This is a genomic window from Mesorhizobium muleiense, assembly GCF_900099905.1.
GTDB classification, from domain to species: domain Bacteria; phylum Pseudomonadota; class Alphaproteobacteria; order Rhizobiales; family Rhizobiaceae; genus Mesorhizobium; species Mesorhizobium muleiense.
Genome location: NZ_FNEE01000001.1, coordinates 559,171 through 573,794 on the forward strand (window position 1 = coordinate 559,171; position 14,624 = coordinate 573,794).

Annotated in this window: 17 protein-coding genes; 13 read left to right on the forward strand and 4 right to left on the reverse strand. The window is 61.3% G+C overall.

Annotated elements, in window-relative coordinates:
* Window positions 1–71: 71 nt before the first annotated feature.
* The 3 genes from BLT09_RS02495 to BLT09_RS02505 form a co-directional block, all read right to left on the reverse strand.
* Entirely contained in the window at window positions 72–1,235 is a 1,164-nt protein-coding gene (locus BLT09_RS02495) for an isovaleryl-CoA dehydrogenase (RefSeq protein ID WP_091590420.1), read from the reverse strand.
* Window positions 1,236–1,292: 57 nt separating this feature from the next.
* A complete protein-coding gene (locus tag BLT09_RS02500; protein WP_091590421.1) occupies window positions 1,293–1,949 on the reverse strand; it encodes a TetR/AcrR family transcriptional regulator in 657 nt (218 codons plus the stop codon).
* A gap of 219 nt (window positions 1,950–2,168) precedes the next feature.
* Window positions 2,169–3,281 (reverse strand): pyridoxal phosphate-dependent aminotransferase, encoded by a 1,113-nt coding sequence (locus tag BLT09_RS02505; protein WP_091590423.1) that lies wholly within the window; start codon window positions 3,279–3,281, stop codon window positions 2,169–2,171.
* A 141-nt stretch (window positions 3,282–3,422) separates the two neighbouring features.
* Here BLT09_RS02505 and BLT09_RS02510 point away from each other — a divergent pair, with 141 nt between their 5' ends.
* Window positions 3,423–5,102 carry a tetratricopeptide repeat-containing sulfotransferase family protein gene (locus BLT09_RS02510; RefSeq protein ID WP_091590424.1) on the forward strand — a complete coding sequence of 560 codons (1,680 nt, stop codon included), beginning with the start codon at window positions 3,423–3,425 and terminating at the stop codon, window positions 5,100–5,102.
* 447 nt (window positions 5,103–5,549) lie between these two features.
* On the opposite strand, the gene BLT09_RS02515 is transcribed toward BLT09_RS02510, so the two are convergent.
* Window positions 5,550–6,764 (reverse strand): porin, encoded by a 1,215-nt coding sequence (locus tag BLT09_RS02515; RefSeq protein WP_091590426.1) that lies wholly within the window; start codon window positions 6,762–6,764, stop codon window positions 5,550–5,552.
* A gap of 584 nt (window positions 6,765–7,348) precedes the next feature.
* Here BLT09_RS02515 and BLT09_RS02520 point away from each other — a divergent pair.
* From BLT09_RS02520 to BLT09_RS02575, 12 genes are all read left to right on the forward strand, one after another.
* Window positions 7,349–8,626, forward strand: a complete 1,278-nt coding sequence (locus BLT09_RS02520; RefSeq protein ID WP_091590427.1) for a tyrosine-type recombinase/integrase — start codon at window positions 7,349–7,351, stop codon at window positions 8,624–8,626.
* 25 nt (window positions 8,627–8,651) lie between these two features.
* Window positions 8,652–9,191: a hypothetical protein gene (locus BLT09_RS02525; RefSeq protein ID WP_139172478.1), complete on the forward strand. Its 540-nt coding sequence runs from the start codon at window positions 8,652–8,654 to the stop codon at window positions 9,189–9,191.
* Between the two features lie 85 nt (window positions 9,192–9,276).
* Window positions 9,277–9,474, forward strand: coding sequence for a helix-turn-helix transcriptional regulator (locus tag BLT09_RS02530; protein ID WP_091590430.1), 198 nt, complete (start codon window positions 9,277–9,279; stop codon window positions 9,472–9,474).
* Entirely contained in the window at window positions 9,471–9,662 is a 192-nt protein-coding gene (locus tag BLT09_RS02535) for a hypothetical protein (RefSeq protein WP_091590432.1), read from the forward strand. Before BLT09_RS02530 ends, BLT09_RS02535 begins: the two co-directional genes overlap by 4 nt.
* A gap of 189 nt (window positions 9,663–9,851) precedes the next feature.
* Window positions 9,852–10,088 (forward strand): hypothetical protein, encoded by a 237-nt coding sequence (locus BLT09_RS02540; RefSeq protein ID WP_091590433.1) that lies wholly within the window; start codon window positions 9,852–9,854, stop codon window positions 10,086–10,088.
* Window positions 10,085–10,564, forward strand: coding sequence for a hypothetical protein (locus BLT09_RS02545; protein ID WP_091590435.1), 480 nt, complete (start codon window positions 10,085–10,087; stop codon window positions 10,562–10,564). Before BLT09_RS02540 ends, BLT09_RS02545 begins: the two co-directional genes overlap by 4 nt.
* A 347-nt stretch (window positions 10,565–10,911) precedes the next feature.
* A complete protein-coding gene (locus BLT09_RS02550; protein WP_091590436.1) occupies window positions 10,912–11,310 on the forward strand; it encodes a hypothetical protein in 399 nt (132 codons plus the stop codon).
* On the forward strand, window positions 11,307–12,758 hold the full coding sequence (locus BLT09_RS02555) for a terminase (protein ID WP_091590438.1): 1,452 nt from the start codon (window positions 11,307–11,309) through the stop codon (window positions 12,756–12,758). The genes BLT09_RS02550 and BLT09_RS02555 overlap by 4 nt, the downstream gene beginning before the upstream one ends.
* Window positions 12,759–12,877: 119 nt before the next feature.
* The gene (locus BLT09_RS02560) at window positions 12,878–13,069 is read left to right on the forward strand and encodes a hypothetical protein (RefSeq protein WP_091590440.1); all 192 of its coding nucleotides are present in this window, start codon (window positions 12,878–12,880) and stop codon (window positions 13,067–13,069) included.
* Between the two features lie 11 nt (window positions 13,070–13,080).
* Window positions 13,081–13,758: a hypothetical protein gene (locus tag BLT09_RS02565; protein ID WP_236473160.1), complete on the forward strand. Its 678-nt coding sequence runs from the start codon at window positions 13,081–13,083 to the stop codon at window positions 13,756–13,758.
* On the forward strand, window positions 13,755–14,213 hold the full coding sequence (locus BLT09_RS02570; RefSeq protein WP_091590441.1) for a hypothetical protein: 459 nt from the start codon (window positions 13,755–13,757) through the stop codon (window positions 14,211–14,213). Before BLT09_RS02565 ends, BLT09_RS02570 begins: the two co-directional genes overlap by 4 nt.
* Complete coding sequence (locus BLT09_RS02575; protein WP_091590443.1) at window positions 14,210–14,542, forward strand: hypothetical protein; 333 nt, start codon at window positions 14,210–14,212, stop codon at window positions 14,540–14,542. Before BLT09_RS02570 ends, BLT09_RS02575 begins: the two co-directional genes overlap by 4 nt.
* Window positions 14,543–14,624: the final 82 nt, after the last annotated feature.

The window sequence follows — 14,624 nt, forward strand, 5'->3', positions numbered from 1 at the left end:
CCGGAAATATGACATCTCGGGAGAAATATGGGGCAAATTGTCCAGCATGGCAAATTTAGGAAATAGTGCCATCAGACTCGTTCCGCCATGATTTCCCGCCCGATCAGCCAGCGGCGGATCTCGCTGGTGCCGGCGCCGATCTCGTAGAGCTTGGCGTCGCGCAAAAGCCGGCCGGTCGGATAGTCGTTGATGTAGCCATTGCCGCCCAGCAGCTGGATGGCGTCGAGCGCCATCTGCGTCGCCTTCTCGGCAGCGAACAGCACGCAAGCGGCGGCGTCCTTGCGGCTCGTCTGGCCGCGGTCGCAGGCAGCGGCGACGGCATAGACATAGGCGCGCGCGGCGTTCATCGTCGTATACATGTCTGCGAGCTTGCCCTGCACCAGCTGGAACTCGCCGATCGGCTGACCGAACTGCTTGCGTTCGTGCACATAGGGGACCGCCACATCGAGGCACGCCGCCATCAGCCCGAGCGGGCCGCCGGCGAGCACCGTGCGCTCGTAGTCGAGACCCGACATCAGCACCTCGACGCCGCGCCCCTCCTCATGCAGCACATTGTCGAACGGCACTTCGACATCCGAAAAAACCAGTTCGCCGGTGTTGGAGCCGCGCATGCCGAGCTTGTCGAGCTTTTGCGCGACGGAAAATCCGGCGAAATCCTTTTCGACGATGAAGGCGGTAATGCCGCGCGACTGGAGTTCTGGATCGGTCTTGGCGTAGACAACCAGCGTCTCGGCATCCGGGCCGTTGGTGATCCACATCTTGGTGCCGTTCAGCACATAGCAATCATTGCGCTTTTCCGCGCGCAGTTTGAGCGACACGACGTCGGAGCCGGCGCCGGATTCCGACATTGCCAGCGCGCCGACCTTTTCGCCGCTGCACAGCGCAGGCAGATATTTTTCCTTCTGCGCCGGTGTCGCCCAGCGATTGATCTGGTTGACGCAGAGGTTGGAATGGGCGCCGTAGGAGAGGCCGACCGAGGCCGAGGCGCGCGAAATCTCCTCCATCGCCACGACATGGGCGAGATAACCCATGCCGGTGCCGCCGAATTCCGGATCGGCGGTGATGCCGAGCAGGCCGAGCCCACCGAGCTCGGCCCACAGATGCGCCGGAAATTCATTCGAGCGGTCGATCTCGGCGGCGATCGGGGCGATCTTGTCCTGGGCGAAGCGCCGCACCAGGTCGCGCAGCGCCTCGATGTCTTCGTCAAGCCCGAAGTTGAGTGTGTGCGTGTACATGCCGTTCCTCCCGGCGCACGGCCCGAAATCGAATTCAATTTCGGGAAGGGCGCAAAATCAAAGTGCTACAGCGTCCTTTGCGCGCCGGCTGTGGCGCTGCAGGCGCGTTGTCGCGCCATGGGCCTTTGCTCCAACCAGGCGCATCGTCATTGAAAGATATGTGGCGGTTACCTCCGAGATCGATAGCCGCTCGCCCGGCTGGAACCAGACGATGACGCCGGTCATCATCTGGATCAGCGCCATGGCTGTCAGCCCTGTGTCTTCGACGCTGAAGACGCCGGCTTCCGCGCCGTCGCGCAAGATGACGCGCAGCTCCTTCTCATAGGCGGTGCGCATACGCAGGATCCGCGTCAGGCGGTCATGCGACAGGCTGCGCAATTCCATGTTCGAGACATGGGTGGAATGGCGGCGTTCGATGTGGAAGGCGATGTGGTTTTCGACAAAGGCGGCGAGCCGTGTCGCCGGATCGGCCGCGGCCGGGCGCGCCGCGTCCCACGCCTCGATCAGCCCTTCCATGTGCTCGCGCATCAGCGTGAACAACAGGTCTTGCTTGGTCGGAAAATAGCGGTAGAGCGCCGCCGCCTGGACGCCGACCTCGGCGGCCAGCTGGCGCATCGACATCGCCTCATAGCCAAGACGCGCGATCAGGCTGACCGCCGCCTCGCGGACCGCTGCTTCGGTCTTTTCGCCGTCGGAACCGGTCGTGCGCGCCATGCAAGCCTCGTTGAGAGGGTAGGAATAAAACGAACGTTCAATTAATTCAAGAGCGCGACTCCTCCTTCTCCCCTTGTGGGAGAAGGTGGCCTCGCGAAGCGAGGTCGGATGAGGGGTGTTCCAGCTTGGCACCGCCGGCACTCCGTCCAACACCCCTCATCCGTCTCGGCGCTGCGCGCCGATCCACCTTCTCCCACAAGGGGAGAAGGAAGAGCGCCTTCAGCTTCCCCGTGCTGCCGCCAGCGCACCCGGCAATTCCTCGGCAAAAATGTCGAGCTCGTGGTCGAGGCCGACGCTGACCCTGATACAACGGTCGAGCACCGGCACCATCGGCTTGCGGATGAACACATCGCGCGACAAAAGCGCCTGCAGCACCTTCAGCGCGAAGGCGCCGTCGCCGCCGCAGTCCATGGTGACGAAATTGGTCGCCGAGGGCAGCGGCTTCAGCCCGTTCGCTTCGGCTATTTCTGCGATGCGCCGGCGGCCGGCAGCGACCCGCGTCACCACGCTTTGCAGATAGTCCTGATCGGCCAGCGCCTCGACGCCGGCGATCTGCGCCATGCGGCTGACGCCGTAGTGGTTGCGGATCTTCTCGAAATCGCGGATCACCTGGGCGTCGGCCACCGCATAGCCGCAGCGTATGCCGGCCAGCCCGTAGGCTTTCGAGAAGGTGCGCATGCGGATGACGTTCGGCCGTGACACGTCGATCGGCGGCAGCGCCGAGGCAGGGCCCAATTCGCCATAGGCCTCGTCAAGCACCAGCATGGTGGTCTCCGGCAGGGCTTCGATGAAGCGGATGAGTTCCGCCGCCTCCCACCAGCTGCCCATAGGATTGTCCGGGTTGGACAGGTAGACCAGCGGCGCTTTGTCCTTGGTGACCGCAGCCAACAGGCCGTCCAGGCTTTCCCGGTCGTTCTCGTAGGGGACCGCGACCAGCCGGCCGCCGACGCCGGCAATATGGAAATTGAAGGTCGGATAGGCGCCGAGCGAGGTGACCACCGCGTCGCCTGATGCCACATACATGCGCGCCACCAGGCTGAGCAACCCGTCTATGCCTTCGCCGACCACCACGTTTTCGACGCCAACGCCAAGATGCCCGGCAACAGTCACCTTCAAATCGTGATTGTCTGGATCACAATACATCCACATGTCGCGGGCGATGCCGGCCATGCGGGCGATGACGCGCGGCGAGGGGCCAAAACTGCTCTCATTGGCGCCGATGCGGGCGCGAAAGGCGCGGCCGCGATCTCGCTCCTGCGCCTCCGGGCCGACAAACGGCACCGTCGAAGGAAGCACGCTGACGATCGGCGTGAGGGGAGGGCGCTGGCGCATGGCAAAGGCTCGCTCGAAAAGGGCCTTCTTGCTAGCGCGGCACAGTTGGCCGCGCAAGCTCCCGCCTTGGCTGCAGCCAGCATGCTGGATTCCCCCCGCACTTTTTGCTAGCGAGAGATTTCTTTTTGCTAGCGAGATATCATGAACAATCGACTCCCGCCTGCCTGGTCAAAGCACATCAAGCCCGGACCCGCGCCAAAAGTGAAGGGGCCGATAGTGAAGCCTTTGGTGAGCCCGCAGAAAGCAAGCGCCCAATCGCGTGCGCAGGCCGACGACGCATTGCTGAAACAGGCATATGCCTTTCAGCAGGCCAAGCGGCTCGACGAGGCTCAGGACCTATGCCTTCGGGTTCTGGAGCGCACGCCAAACCATCCGCTCGCCTTATATATCCTGGGGACCATATACCTGGGTTACGACGATGAGCGGGCCTTGCGATATTTCGCACGGGCGGTCGGCGAGGAACCTAAAAACCCCTACTACCACCTCAGCCTGGGCGAGGCCTATGTGAAGGTCAGCGAGTATGCGCCAGCAATCAAGCATATGCAGTACGCCCTGGAACTGCAGCCCGGCCTTATCGAAGCACTTTGTGCATTGGGGCGCACTTACACGGCATTTGACAAGCCCGACATGGCTCTGCCGCTTTACGAGAAGGCGCTGAAAATCAACCCCGATCATCCCAAGGTGCGAGCCGGGCTGGCCAGCGCGCTCAGCGGCCTGGGGCGTATGGATGAAGCCGCCGCCTATCTGAAGCAAGCAATCGCACGTCGTATTGGCGTGCCGGCTGCCTACAACGACCTTGTACAGACGCGAAACTTCACCGAGGAGCCCGAGGAGCTCCAATCCATCCTTCGTGAGCTCGGCAATCCGAAACTTGGTTCGGAAGGCGCGCAGCAACTCCATCACGCCGCCGGCAAGGTGCTGAACGACCTCAAGCGCTATGACGAGGCATTCGACCATTTCAACAAGGCGAAACAGGCCTCCGGCCAAAGGTTCGATATCGATCTGTATCGTCGGTGGGTCGATTCGATGATTGAAACCTTCACGCCGGACTTTCTGGCTGCCAGGGCCGGCTATGGAAATCCTTCCGAAGCGCCTGTGTTCGTGGTTGGCATGCCCCGCTCGGGGACGACGCTCACCGAGCAGATCTGCGCCAGCCATCCCGACATTCATGGCGCAGGGGAGCTTAGCAAACTGAGTCGGGTTGCTAATGCGATCGGCCTCAAGACATCATCGGCTGGTGATTTGAACCAGCCGATCACCTCGATCACGGAAGACCTGTCCAGAACCTTGGCCGAAGAGCATCTGTCCTATTTGCGGGAGCGGGCGCCTGCCGCACTTCGCGTCGTGGACAAGACGCCGCACAATTTTGAACTGATCGGCCTTATCGGGCTTCTTTTCCCCAACGCGCGCATCATTCATTGCCGACGTGATGCCATCGACAATTGCGTCTCCTGCTTCGTCCTCAACTTCAGCGAGGCACACAGCTACAACACCGACCTGACAACACTAGGCCTGTACTATCGCGAATATGACCGCCTGATGCGGCACTGGAACGAGGTCTTTCCAGGCCTTATCTTCGAAAACCGCTACGAAGCGCTGGTCGACGACCAGGAAGCCCAGTCACGCCGCCTGATAGATTATCTCGGGCTGCCTTGGGATGACGCCTGCCTGCGCTTTTTCGACAGGGATGGTTCGGTCAACACGCCCAGCCGCTGGCAGGTTCGCCAACCGATCTACAAATCGTCGGTCAAGCGCTGGAAGAATTATGAAAACGAAATTCAGCCGCTGATACAGTCGCTGGGCGATCTTGCTGAGATTTGACTTGGGGATGGCGGCCCGCATTGCGCGGGTCGCGAACTGCCAACCGACCTGTCCTGTTCCTTCGTTCCTGCGTTGCAGAAATATTTTGAGACGCTGGAGGGGCAGCGCCCCTGCCGGACAAGGCTCTTCCTTCTCCCCCTGTGTGAGAAGTTGGCCGAGCGAAGCTCGGTCGGATGAGGGGTGCTCCAGCTTGGCACCAACCGCACTCCGTCCAACACCCCTCAACCGTCTTTGCGCTGCGCGCCAATCCACCTTCTCCCACAAGGGGAGAAGGAAGAGGCTTGTCCGGCAGGACAGAGGGGGGCGCGAAGGATCGCTGCTGACTTCGTTCTGCGCAGTTGTCGGCTGAGTATCGGCGCCCCCAAGCATTCCGGCCTTGACAGCCACGCCGACACGAAAAAACCCGGCGGTTGCCCGCCGGGTTCGAGTTCAGTCAAACGCTGCTGATTAGAACGAGCGCTGGAAGCGGAGCATGCCGCCGAGGCTGTCTTCGTCGTCCGCACCGGTCCAGTTGGAGAAGTCGGGCTCGTCGAAGTCGCCGGCGTGCAGGTAATCGACTTCGGCCGTGATCGTCAGGCCCGGAACGATGTCATAGGCGATGTTGGCAGCGATGCCGAGGTTTTCGCCTTCGTCATACGAGATCTGGGTGTTGAACGAGGTCTTCTCGTTGATGGTGTAGGTGCCACCGCCCCAGACCGCCCAGTTGCCGCTCCACAGCTTGTACATGCCGCGGCCGCCGGCGACGGGTGTTGCGAAGCCGGGATCCTCGTAGTTGTCGTCAGTGCCGTAGCCGGCCATGATGAACAGCGACAGGTTCTCCATTGGGGTGACGTCGAGGCGAACCTTGCCGGCCACTTCTTCGTAGTTGGCGTCGTAAGCAATGACGCCGGTGATGGCGCCCCAGCCCTGCGTCCACTTCACGCCGCCGACAACATGCGGAACATAGCTGTCGATCGTGAAGTCGCCATAACCTTGTTCGAGCGAGACCACGGCCGAGAAGCCATTGCCGGCGTCGAAGTAGTACTGGACGATGTTGGTGTCGAAACCGCCGTAGGGAACCAGCGTATCCTGGATGACGTTGCCGGCGTAGCCGATGAACGTATCGTAGGCCGATTCGTCTTTACCGACGCGCAGGCCGCCGAGCTGGATCCAGGCGAAGTTCAGCGAAATGCCTTTGTTCTCGGCAGGGTTAGCGACAATGATAGTCTCACCTGGCAGCGGGGGCAGCGGACCCGCGCCGTCCGGATCGGGACCGGGGACGTATGTGCTGCTGACGTGCCGGTTCCGGTTGCCGAAGTTGAAGCGGGTCTCGGTGTAGGTCTTCAAGGTGCCGAGCTCGGTTTCCTGGCCGGTCCAGGTCTTCAGGTTAAAGCGGGCCTGCTTGTAGTACGTGTCCTGGATGTCGCCGTCCTCGACGTCGAAGTTCTCAGCACCGTCGAACGAGCCGACGTCGCCGACGCCGATGTCGTAGCGGACATAGCCGCCGATGCGCAGGCAGGTCTCGGTGCCGGGGATGTAGAAGTAGCCAGCGCCGTAGACGTCGCAGATGCGGACGTATTCAGCGGGTTCCGGCTCGGCGACGACGACGGCGTCGGCGGCGCGCGCACCGGAAACTGCGACCAGAGCCGCAGCGGAGCCAAGAAGAAGGCTCTTGATGTTCATTTTCTGACCTCCAGTCAAAAGTTAAAAAACGGGTCTGGGTATTCTTTGCTGAAGGACAGCGTTCCCTGCCCCATCCCCACTACCGAAAAAGATGCGCACCGCGCCGCTCCTTCGAACCCGACATTACCCATGAGGCGGCGGCGTTCAACAACCATCGCATCGGCGAAAGGTCTGTGCAGGCGCTATCACCCTGCCTTGTTGCACAAATGACACGATTTGGCCTCACTCGGAAAGCTCCCGTTAACCATTGCGCCGCCGGAGACAGGTTGGAGACCCATTGGGCCAGCCCTTGCAATCCGGCCGATTCCGGCAATTGCCTGCCGCAATTGCGGCGATGTCTGTGAGTCGCCGGCCAAGGCATTGCCGCAGAATCGCCGCATGGCGAAAAGCGGCGAGCGCGAAGCGCGAAGCGGGATGGCGGAGAGGATGTCCGTCTCCGCCTAATCCAAGGGTGTCCAAGGGCGTCTCAATTTTCCCCTGAAATCCTTGTGTCACAAGGAATTGAGTACCGATAGCGTCCAAGGGGGTCTTGCCAAGTCCCGGCGTAAGTTGTACGTAGACTTGTTCGCAAGGGGAGAGTTCGAATGCAAATCAACCGCCTGACTGTCGCCGGAGTCAATGCCCAGAACAAGCCGGGACTGTATGCCGATGGGCTCGGACTTTATCTCCAGGTTGCCAAGGGCGGTTCGAAATCCTGGATCTTCCGCTACATGCTTGCCGGCAAGCCGCGCAAGATGGGCTTGGGTTCTGTGCATACGGTGCCGCTGAAGCTGGCACGGGAACGCGCGGCGGAACAGCGCCTAAAGCTCCTCGATGCAGACGACCCGATCGACCTACGCAAGGCCGAACGGCTGGAGAAGCTGGCGGCATCCTCCACCGTCCTGACCTTCAAGGAAGCGTCGGAGCTTTACATCAAGGCCCATGCCGCCGGCTGGAAGAATGCCAAGCACGGCGACCAGTGGAAGAGCACACTCGAAACCTACGCGTGGCCTGTCGTCGGCGCTCTGCATGTTGCGAAAGTTGAGGACGCCCACATAAGCCAGATACTTGACCCTATCTGGGCCACGAAAAACGAGACCGCCAGCCGCCTCCGGGGTAGGATCGAAAGCATTCTCGATTGGGCGCGCGTGAAGGGCTTCCGCCCGAAGCACAGCGACAATCCCGCGCGGTGGAAGGGCCATCTAGACAAGCTGCTGCCGAAGCCGTCAAAGGTGAAGAAGGTCAGGCCTCAGCCCGCGTTGCCCTACACCGCGCTTCCCGGCTTCATGGAGAAGCTTCGCGGCATGAGCAGCATATCGGCCAGGGCTTTGGAGTTCACGATCCTGACCGCCGCTCGCACTCAAGCCGTCACTGGCGGGACGCTGGAGGAGATCGACTTTGAGGCAAAGCTCTGGACCGTTCCCGGATCACGCCAAGGAACGAAGCTCAATGACGACAATCGCGAGCATCGCGTTCCGCTGTGCGACCGGGCGATTGAGATATTGCGCACGACGCCACGCGAGAAGGACAACCCGCACCTGTTCACTGGCGGCAATCACGGCAAGGGACTGAGCACCGCCGCAATGGCGGAACTGCTAAAGGGCTTCGACCTGCCATCTGACACGCCGGGGCGCCAGCCCGTGGTTCACGGCTTCCGCAGTACGTTCCGCGATTGGGCGGCAGAGCAGACGGCATACCCGAACGAAATGCTTGAAATGGCGCTGGCACACACGGTCAGCGATAAGACAGAAGCCGCCTATCGCCGCGGCGACCTTATGGAAAAGCGCCGCCGGCTCATGCAGGATTGGGCGGAGTACTGCGCAGCGCCAGCGAAGTCCGCCGCCTCGAACATCACACCTATCAGGGCAGGTGCCAATGTCTGACCCGTTGGCGTCCATGATAGCGGCATTGACCGAAGCACGGCATATCTATGCACACGATGTTCAATACGGCGCCACGTTCGCTGTTGATGCTGTCGTTCAATATTTGCAGGAGTTGGACATCGATCCCCAGCTTTGTGTGCCATTAATTGGGCTGTCGGGGGCGTTGGTCGACGCCGGAATGGGGATAACCAACCCTCACGTATCTCTCGCCAAGCATGAAGGCGGGACAAAAACACCGATCCAGGATTCGCTCACTTGGGGCTGGGCGGCTGCGGCAGTCACGCTGCAGCTCGAAGCCGGAGAGACGCTGCCGTCTGCCGCGAGACGGGTTCACGCAATCCTCGGCAATCGGTTCCCGGTTTCGAAGATCATAGAGTACCGCAAGAGGTTAACGCGCGGCAAATCCACAGTAAGAGAGCAGTCTCGATCAAATTACCATACGGCGATCGGTTCCGCCCACGCTGAGAAACAACTGTCACCCAGACAGCGCGCGGAATGGACGTTGACGACGCTTCGGAACATGACCGGTACAAAGCAGGGGGAAGACAGAACGAAAGTGCGCTAGGCACCCGCGAAATACTCCTCAGGTCGCGGCACCTTTCCAACCATGTCCAGTCAATTCCGGCTGGACTGATTTGAAAAGGTGAAACATGGCAGTCCAGAACATTCTCCGGCGCGGCGAGGTAGAGCGCGCGACCGGACTTCCCCGCAGCACCATTTACGACAAGATCGCCAAGGGTGAATTCCCGAAGCCAATCAAGCTCGGCGCCCGCTCCGTCGGCTGGCTTGAGCAGGATATCGACGCCTGGCAGCAGAAGCTCATTCGTGCGGGCGGGGTGGCGGCATGACCCTCGACCACTCGCATTCGGAAGCCATCGACCTCGCCGGCACGTGGCTGGCACAAAATCCCCGCGATCGGCTCGCCGAACCCGTCATCCCGCTCCTCAGGCAACGCTTTGGGCTTTCCCTCGCCGAATCCGTCGAGGCATGCCGCGTCGCCGCTAAGATAAGGGAGGCGGCCGATGCGAAACCCTAAAAACGAAACCGCCCCCGGTCTGGCAACCGAGAGCGGCATTTCGAAAGGTCTTGCAGCCTTCGGAACTTACCCCAGCATCTCCTTCTCTGCAATGGACTTCGCAATCACAACGATCGCCCGCCGGTGGCATCTGCCGGCGCCTACGGCTCGAGTTGTGGTCGAACTCGCCCAACTTGGGGGGCAGCGGTCATGAGCAAGGTTTCCTCACAGACGAAATGGAACCGGGCCAATCTCAAAGCCATCTGGGCACAGCAGGCGCTCCGTTCCGCTCTCAAGCGTGGTCTCATCATTCAGGAGCCGTGCAAGGAGTGTGGGTCCCTCGATGCCGAGGCGCACCATCCGGACTATGACAAGCCCATGTGTGTCGACTGGCTTTGCCGGCTGCACCATCGGCATGTGCACATGAAAGACAGGAAGACCGGATGAGCGGGCGCGAGTGGTCCAAGGTCTCGCCAGCCCTCTGGCGCTCGCCGCGCTTCCTTGGCCTCCAGGGAAGCGATGAGCGGCTGTTGTTGGTCTACTATATGACCGGCGACCATATGAACTCATCGGGCTGCTACAGGCTGCCCGATGGCTACGCAATCGCTGATCTTGGTTGGACGCTCGAACGGTATCGGACAGCGCGGGATCTGCTCGTTGCTGCCGGGCTCATAAGCTTCGATCGAACAACCGAGGAGGTGTTTGTAAACCGCTGGTTCAAGCACAACCCGCCGACCAATGCGAAGCACGCAAAGGGGGCAAGGCGCCTCATCAACAAGATCGACAGCGACGACTTGCGGCTCATGGCCGAGGAAGAGTTCTGCGAAACCGATTGGGGAGGCCAGAGCGAACAGGTTGTGAATAGCGAAATCAGCAATCATTCGCGGCTCGCCAGCACTCCAATCCTTCAAAGGGTTCGATAGCCTATGCATAGCCTTTTGATAGCCTATCGATACAGAGAGACTAAGACCGAGACGTGAGACCACAGACCGAGAGGAGAGAGAGACCAGACTGACACTTAAACCGAAAGAAGACTTTGAGACCTCGCATCGAAAGAAAGGTTGGCAAGTCATTGGAGAAAACGGCCGGAGAGACACGTTCAGGCGCGCTCTTTTTCTCCACTCACCCGACAAGCGGCAAATCGGCATGATTTCAGGCTTTGGCGGAAAGTCTTTCCGCCTGCACTCCTTTGTTTGTAAGGGTTTTCGGCAAGTTCATTGCATTTACGCACAAATCAGCGCACATTGGCGGCTCAAATCGGAGCTGAAAAGTGGCGACAGATACCGGCGAGATGGAAGGCGAGTCCGCACCGAAAGGTGGGCAGAAGGTGCGGCTTAAAACGCTGGACGATCTGGACCGGCGCACGACCGCGGCCCGCGTGGTGTTCGAACTGCGTGACAGCCTGGCGGCCGATCTTGGCGGCAAGCCCAATCTCAGCGTCATGAAGCTGGAGCTAATCGACAACGTGGCCTGTCTCGGCGCCATGCTGAAGGATGCCGCTGCCAACTATCTCGAAGGCAAGCCGATCGACATCAACGAGTTCATGAGCTTGACCAATGCCCAGCGCCGGCTCCTGGCCGATCTGGGGCTTGAGCGCCGGGCACTGAAGGACATCACCCCATCGCTGCGTGACTACGCCGCCACCCAATATGCTGTGGCGGCATCATGAGCCTCGAAAACATCACCATCGATCGGGCCTTGCGCGACCCGAACCTGCTCGGTGCGGCGCTCGGCACGTCGCCGACATGGGACACATGGGTGAGCGTCCTGCGCGCCGCCTTCGGCCTGTCGATGACCGACAAGGATCGCGCCACGTTCAAAGCCGTTGCTGGTGGCAGGGAGCCGCCTCCTGGCCGCGTCCGTGAACTCTGGTGCATCATCGGGCGCCGCTCGGGCAAAAGCCGTATGGCCGCCGCCGTGGCGTCCTATCTGGCCGCCTTCGGCGACCACTCCGGGCTTGCGGCCGGTGAAACAGGCGTGGTGCTGGTGCTTGCCGCCAGCAAGTCACAGGCCAGCGCCGTCTTCCGCTACATCCTCGCCTTCTTCGAAAGCAGCCCGATCCTCTCCGGCTTGATCGAGAACACGACGAGCGACGAGATACGGCTTGTCGGCAACATCGCCATCGCCATTCACACCAACAACTTCAAGAGCGTTCGCGGCCGGACGCTGATCGCCAGCGTGTTCGATGAAACCGCTTTCTGGCGCGACGAGACGTCATCCCAGCCCGACGTCGAGACCTATCGCGCCATTCTGCCTTCCCTGGCCACGACCAAGGGCATGCTGGTGGCGATCTCCTCGCCCTACGCGCAGCGCGGCCTGCTCTTCCAGAAGTTCCAGGACGCCTTTGGGCGGGATGAGCCCGATACGCTGGTGGTGCGCGCCGGCACCGCGTCGTTCAACCCGACCATCGACGCCGACCTGATCGCCAAGGCGCACCGGGACGACCCCGAGGCAGCCAGCGCCGAATGGGATGCGGAGTTCCGTGGCGACCTTTCGAACTTCATCGACCGCCGTGTGGTGGAATCCTGCATCGAGCCCGGCGTTCACGAGCGCAGCTATGTCCGCGACTTCCGCTACAGCGCCTTTTGCGACCCAAGCGGCGGCGCGCATGACTCGATGTGCCTTGGCATCAGCCACCGGGAAGGCGTCCGCGTCGTCTTGGACTGTGTCCGCGAGGTTCGCGCCCCCTTCGTGCCGGATGATGTCGTCACCGAGTTCGCCACGGTCCTGAAGTCATATCAGTGCCTCACGGTGCGAGGCGACCGCTACGCCGGAGCGTGGGTTTCCGACGCTTTCGACCGAAACGGCATCAGGTACGTTCCCAGCGAGAAGACGCGAAGCGAAGTCTATTTGGACGCCTTGCCGGTGCTGATGTCGCGGCATGCCGTCCTGCTCGACAACCCGAGGCTTATCTCGCAGATCGCGCAACTTGAACGCCGCACGATGCGGTCCGGACGTGATGCCGTCGACCATTCCCGCGGCGGCGCCGACGACCTGGCGAATGCGGCCCTGGGCGCGCTGGTCAATGCGCCTGCAGCGGAAGCCGCCATGCGGACCTTCCACTACGGCCCGCGCCCTAAACCTATCTTCACCGACCCGCTTTCTGACTACCGATAGGAGCCCGCCATGCCCGCAAGCACGAATTATTCAGGTCCTGCCAATGCAGCCAAGTTGCGCAAGGCGCAGAAACAAGCCGTAGCCAAGGCCAAGGCACGAACCGCGAAAGGAGCTCGGAAATGACCACGATCGGCGAAAAGTGGCCCTCGTCGGCTCAGCCTGAGAACCCCTTCAAGCGCGGCGAAGACGGGAAGATCAGGAGCCTGTCGGCGATCACCGCGATTGCCCGCGAGAACCCGCGTCGTGCGATCGAGCTTTGCAAGGCGGCTGGTGAGGATTTGAACAAATGGTTTCCGATGAACCCGAGATGAGGAAAAGACCCATGACGACCATGCTGCTATCAGCCCATTCTGAGGCGCTTCACGCTGCCCGCACCTCCGGCGAGTACGCCGCGGTGATTTCCGCGCTCGATACCGATCTCAACGCGGCCATCACTCGCAAGGCCGAACTGGAGAAGGCCGAGGACAAGGCGATTTTCGGCGATGGTGACCTTGCCGAGGTTCGCGCGTCGATCGCGGACTGCAATTCCGAGATCGAGCTTATCGAAAAGGCGATCGAAGGCGCCGAGACACGCCGCGCCAAGGCTGCACAAGACGAGGCCGCCATCGATATCGAGGCGCTGGGCAAGGATGCGAAAGCCAAGGCCGCCGACCTCTCGAAGCGCTGGAAAAAGGTCTATGGCCTCATTGAGCAGGCCCGGGCCGAACTGTTCGAATGCGATGCTCTCAGGCGGTTCTTGATCGGCACCGATGGCGAGTTTGAGAAGGCCAGACGCCCTGATCTGCGCATCAACCTCACAACCCTTCGCCGTGAGGCGATGGCCGGCCCGCGAGCGTCTACCCCGGCACGATTGAGTCGCCCGGCGGTGCAGGCCGACACGCTTCTGCTGTCGTTTCTCAGCCTTGGCGGCCCGCTCGACAACCGAGCCGGCATTCGGGCGCAAACCAATGGTGTCACGTCGAACGCCGATTTCCGGCATCAACAGGCGGGGCAGCCATGAGCGACATCTATTCGTTTTATGCCAACGGCTATTGCCTCGGGCACCTCGTTCCCGACGGGAGCCTGCTGGAGGCAGACCCGTCGCAGGAAATCCGATCCGGCCACCTGGTTGCCGTAGTCCTGAAAAAGGGCGGACCGTTCAAGGGCTTTTCCGAGTCGTTGGATGGTAGCGGTCTGCTGGGTGTCACCAAGATCTTCATGGGCACCGCCGAGACTAAGGCCGGGGAGCATGTCTACCTCCTGGGACAACTCGATCCGCCGACTGTGGTGACGGCGCCAGTGAAATATCTAGAGGCTATGCACCTCGTCATCGGCGGTCGAGAGCCGCCGTGGGTGTCGGAAGAGATCACGGATGAAGATGACGCCGATCTAAGCGCCTCGCTAGATCTGCTCTCTCCGTTCCTACGTGGCGGCGTGGTGCAGCCCATAGGTTCGGACTGGAGGCCGCCACAATGAACAGATTTCATGCCGGATTGCTCGAAACAGCCGCTGGCCCCACGATTGGCACGTTGGCCGATCTCGGCGACCTTTTCCTGAAGGCCCGGGATGCCGGCCTTAGCCCGGACGAGGAAGTGAGATTCGCCGATTTGCTGAACTTCGCGACCCAGAACACGATTTTCGCCAACCTGTTCTATGTCCGGCCGACGCTGGATTACCTGTTCCTGAGTTCAATGCGGGAAGTGGCTTCGCCCGGCTACACGAGACGCGTCGAACGCAACCGCAGGAAGCAATACGGCCAGCATAGCATCGCACCTAAGCCCCTCGACCCATTCGGCGCCTTCTGACAGCCATGCAGAAGCCTTTCTACATCCGCACGCTTCTGAAAGCAGCCACCGGCGACGCCTTGGGCCTACCAGACACCACCGA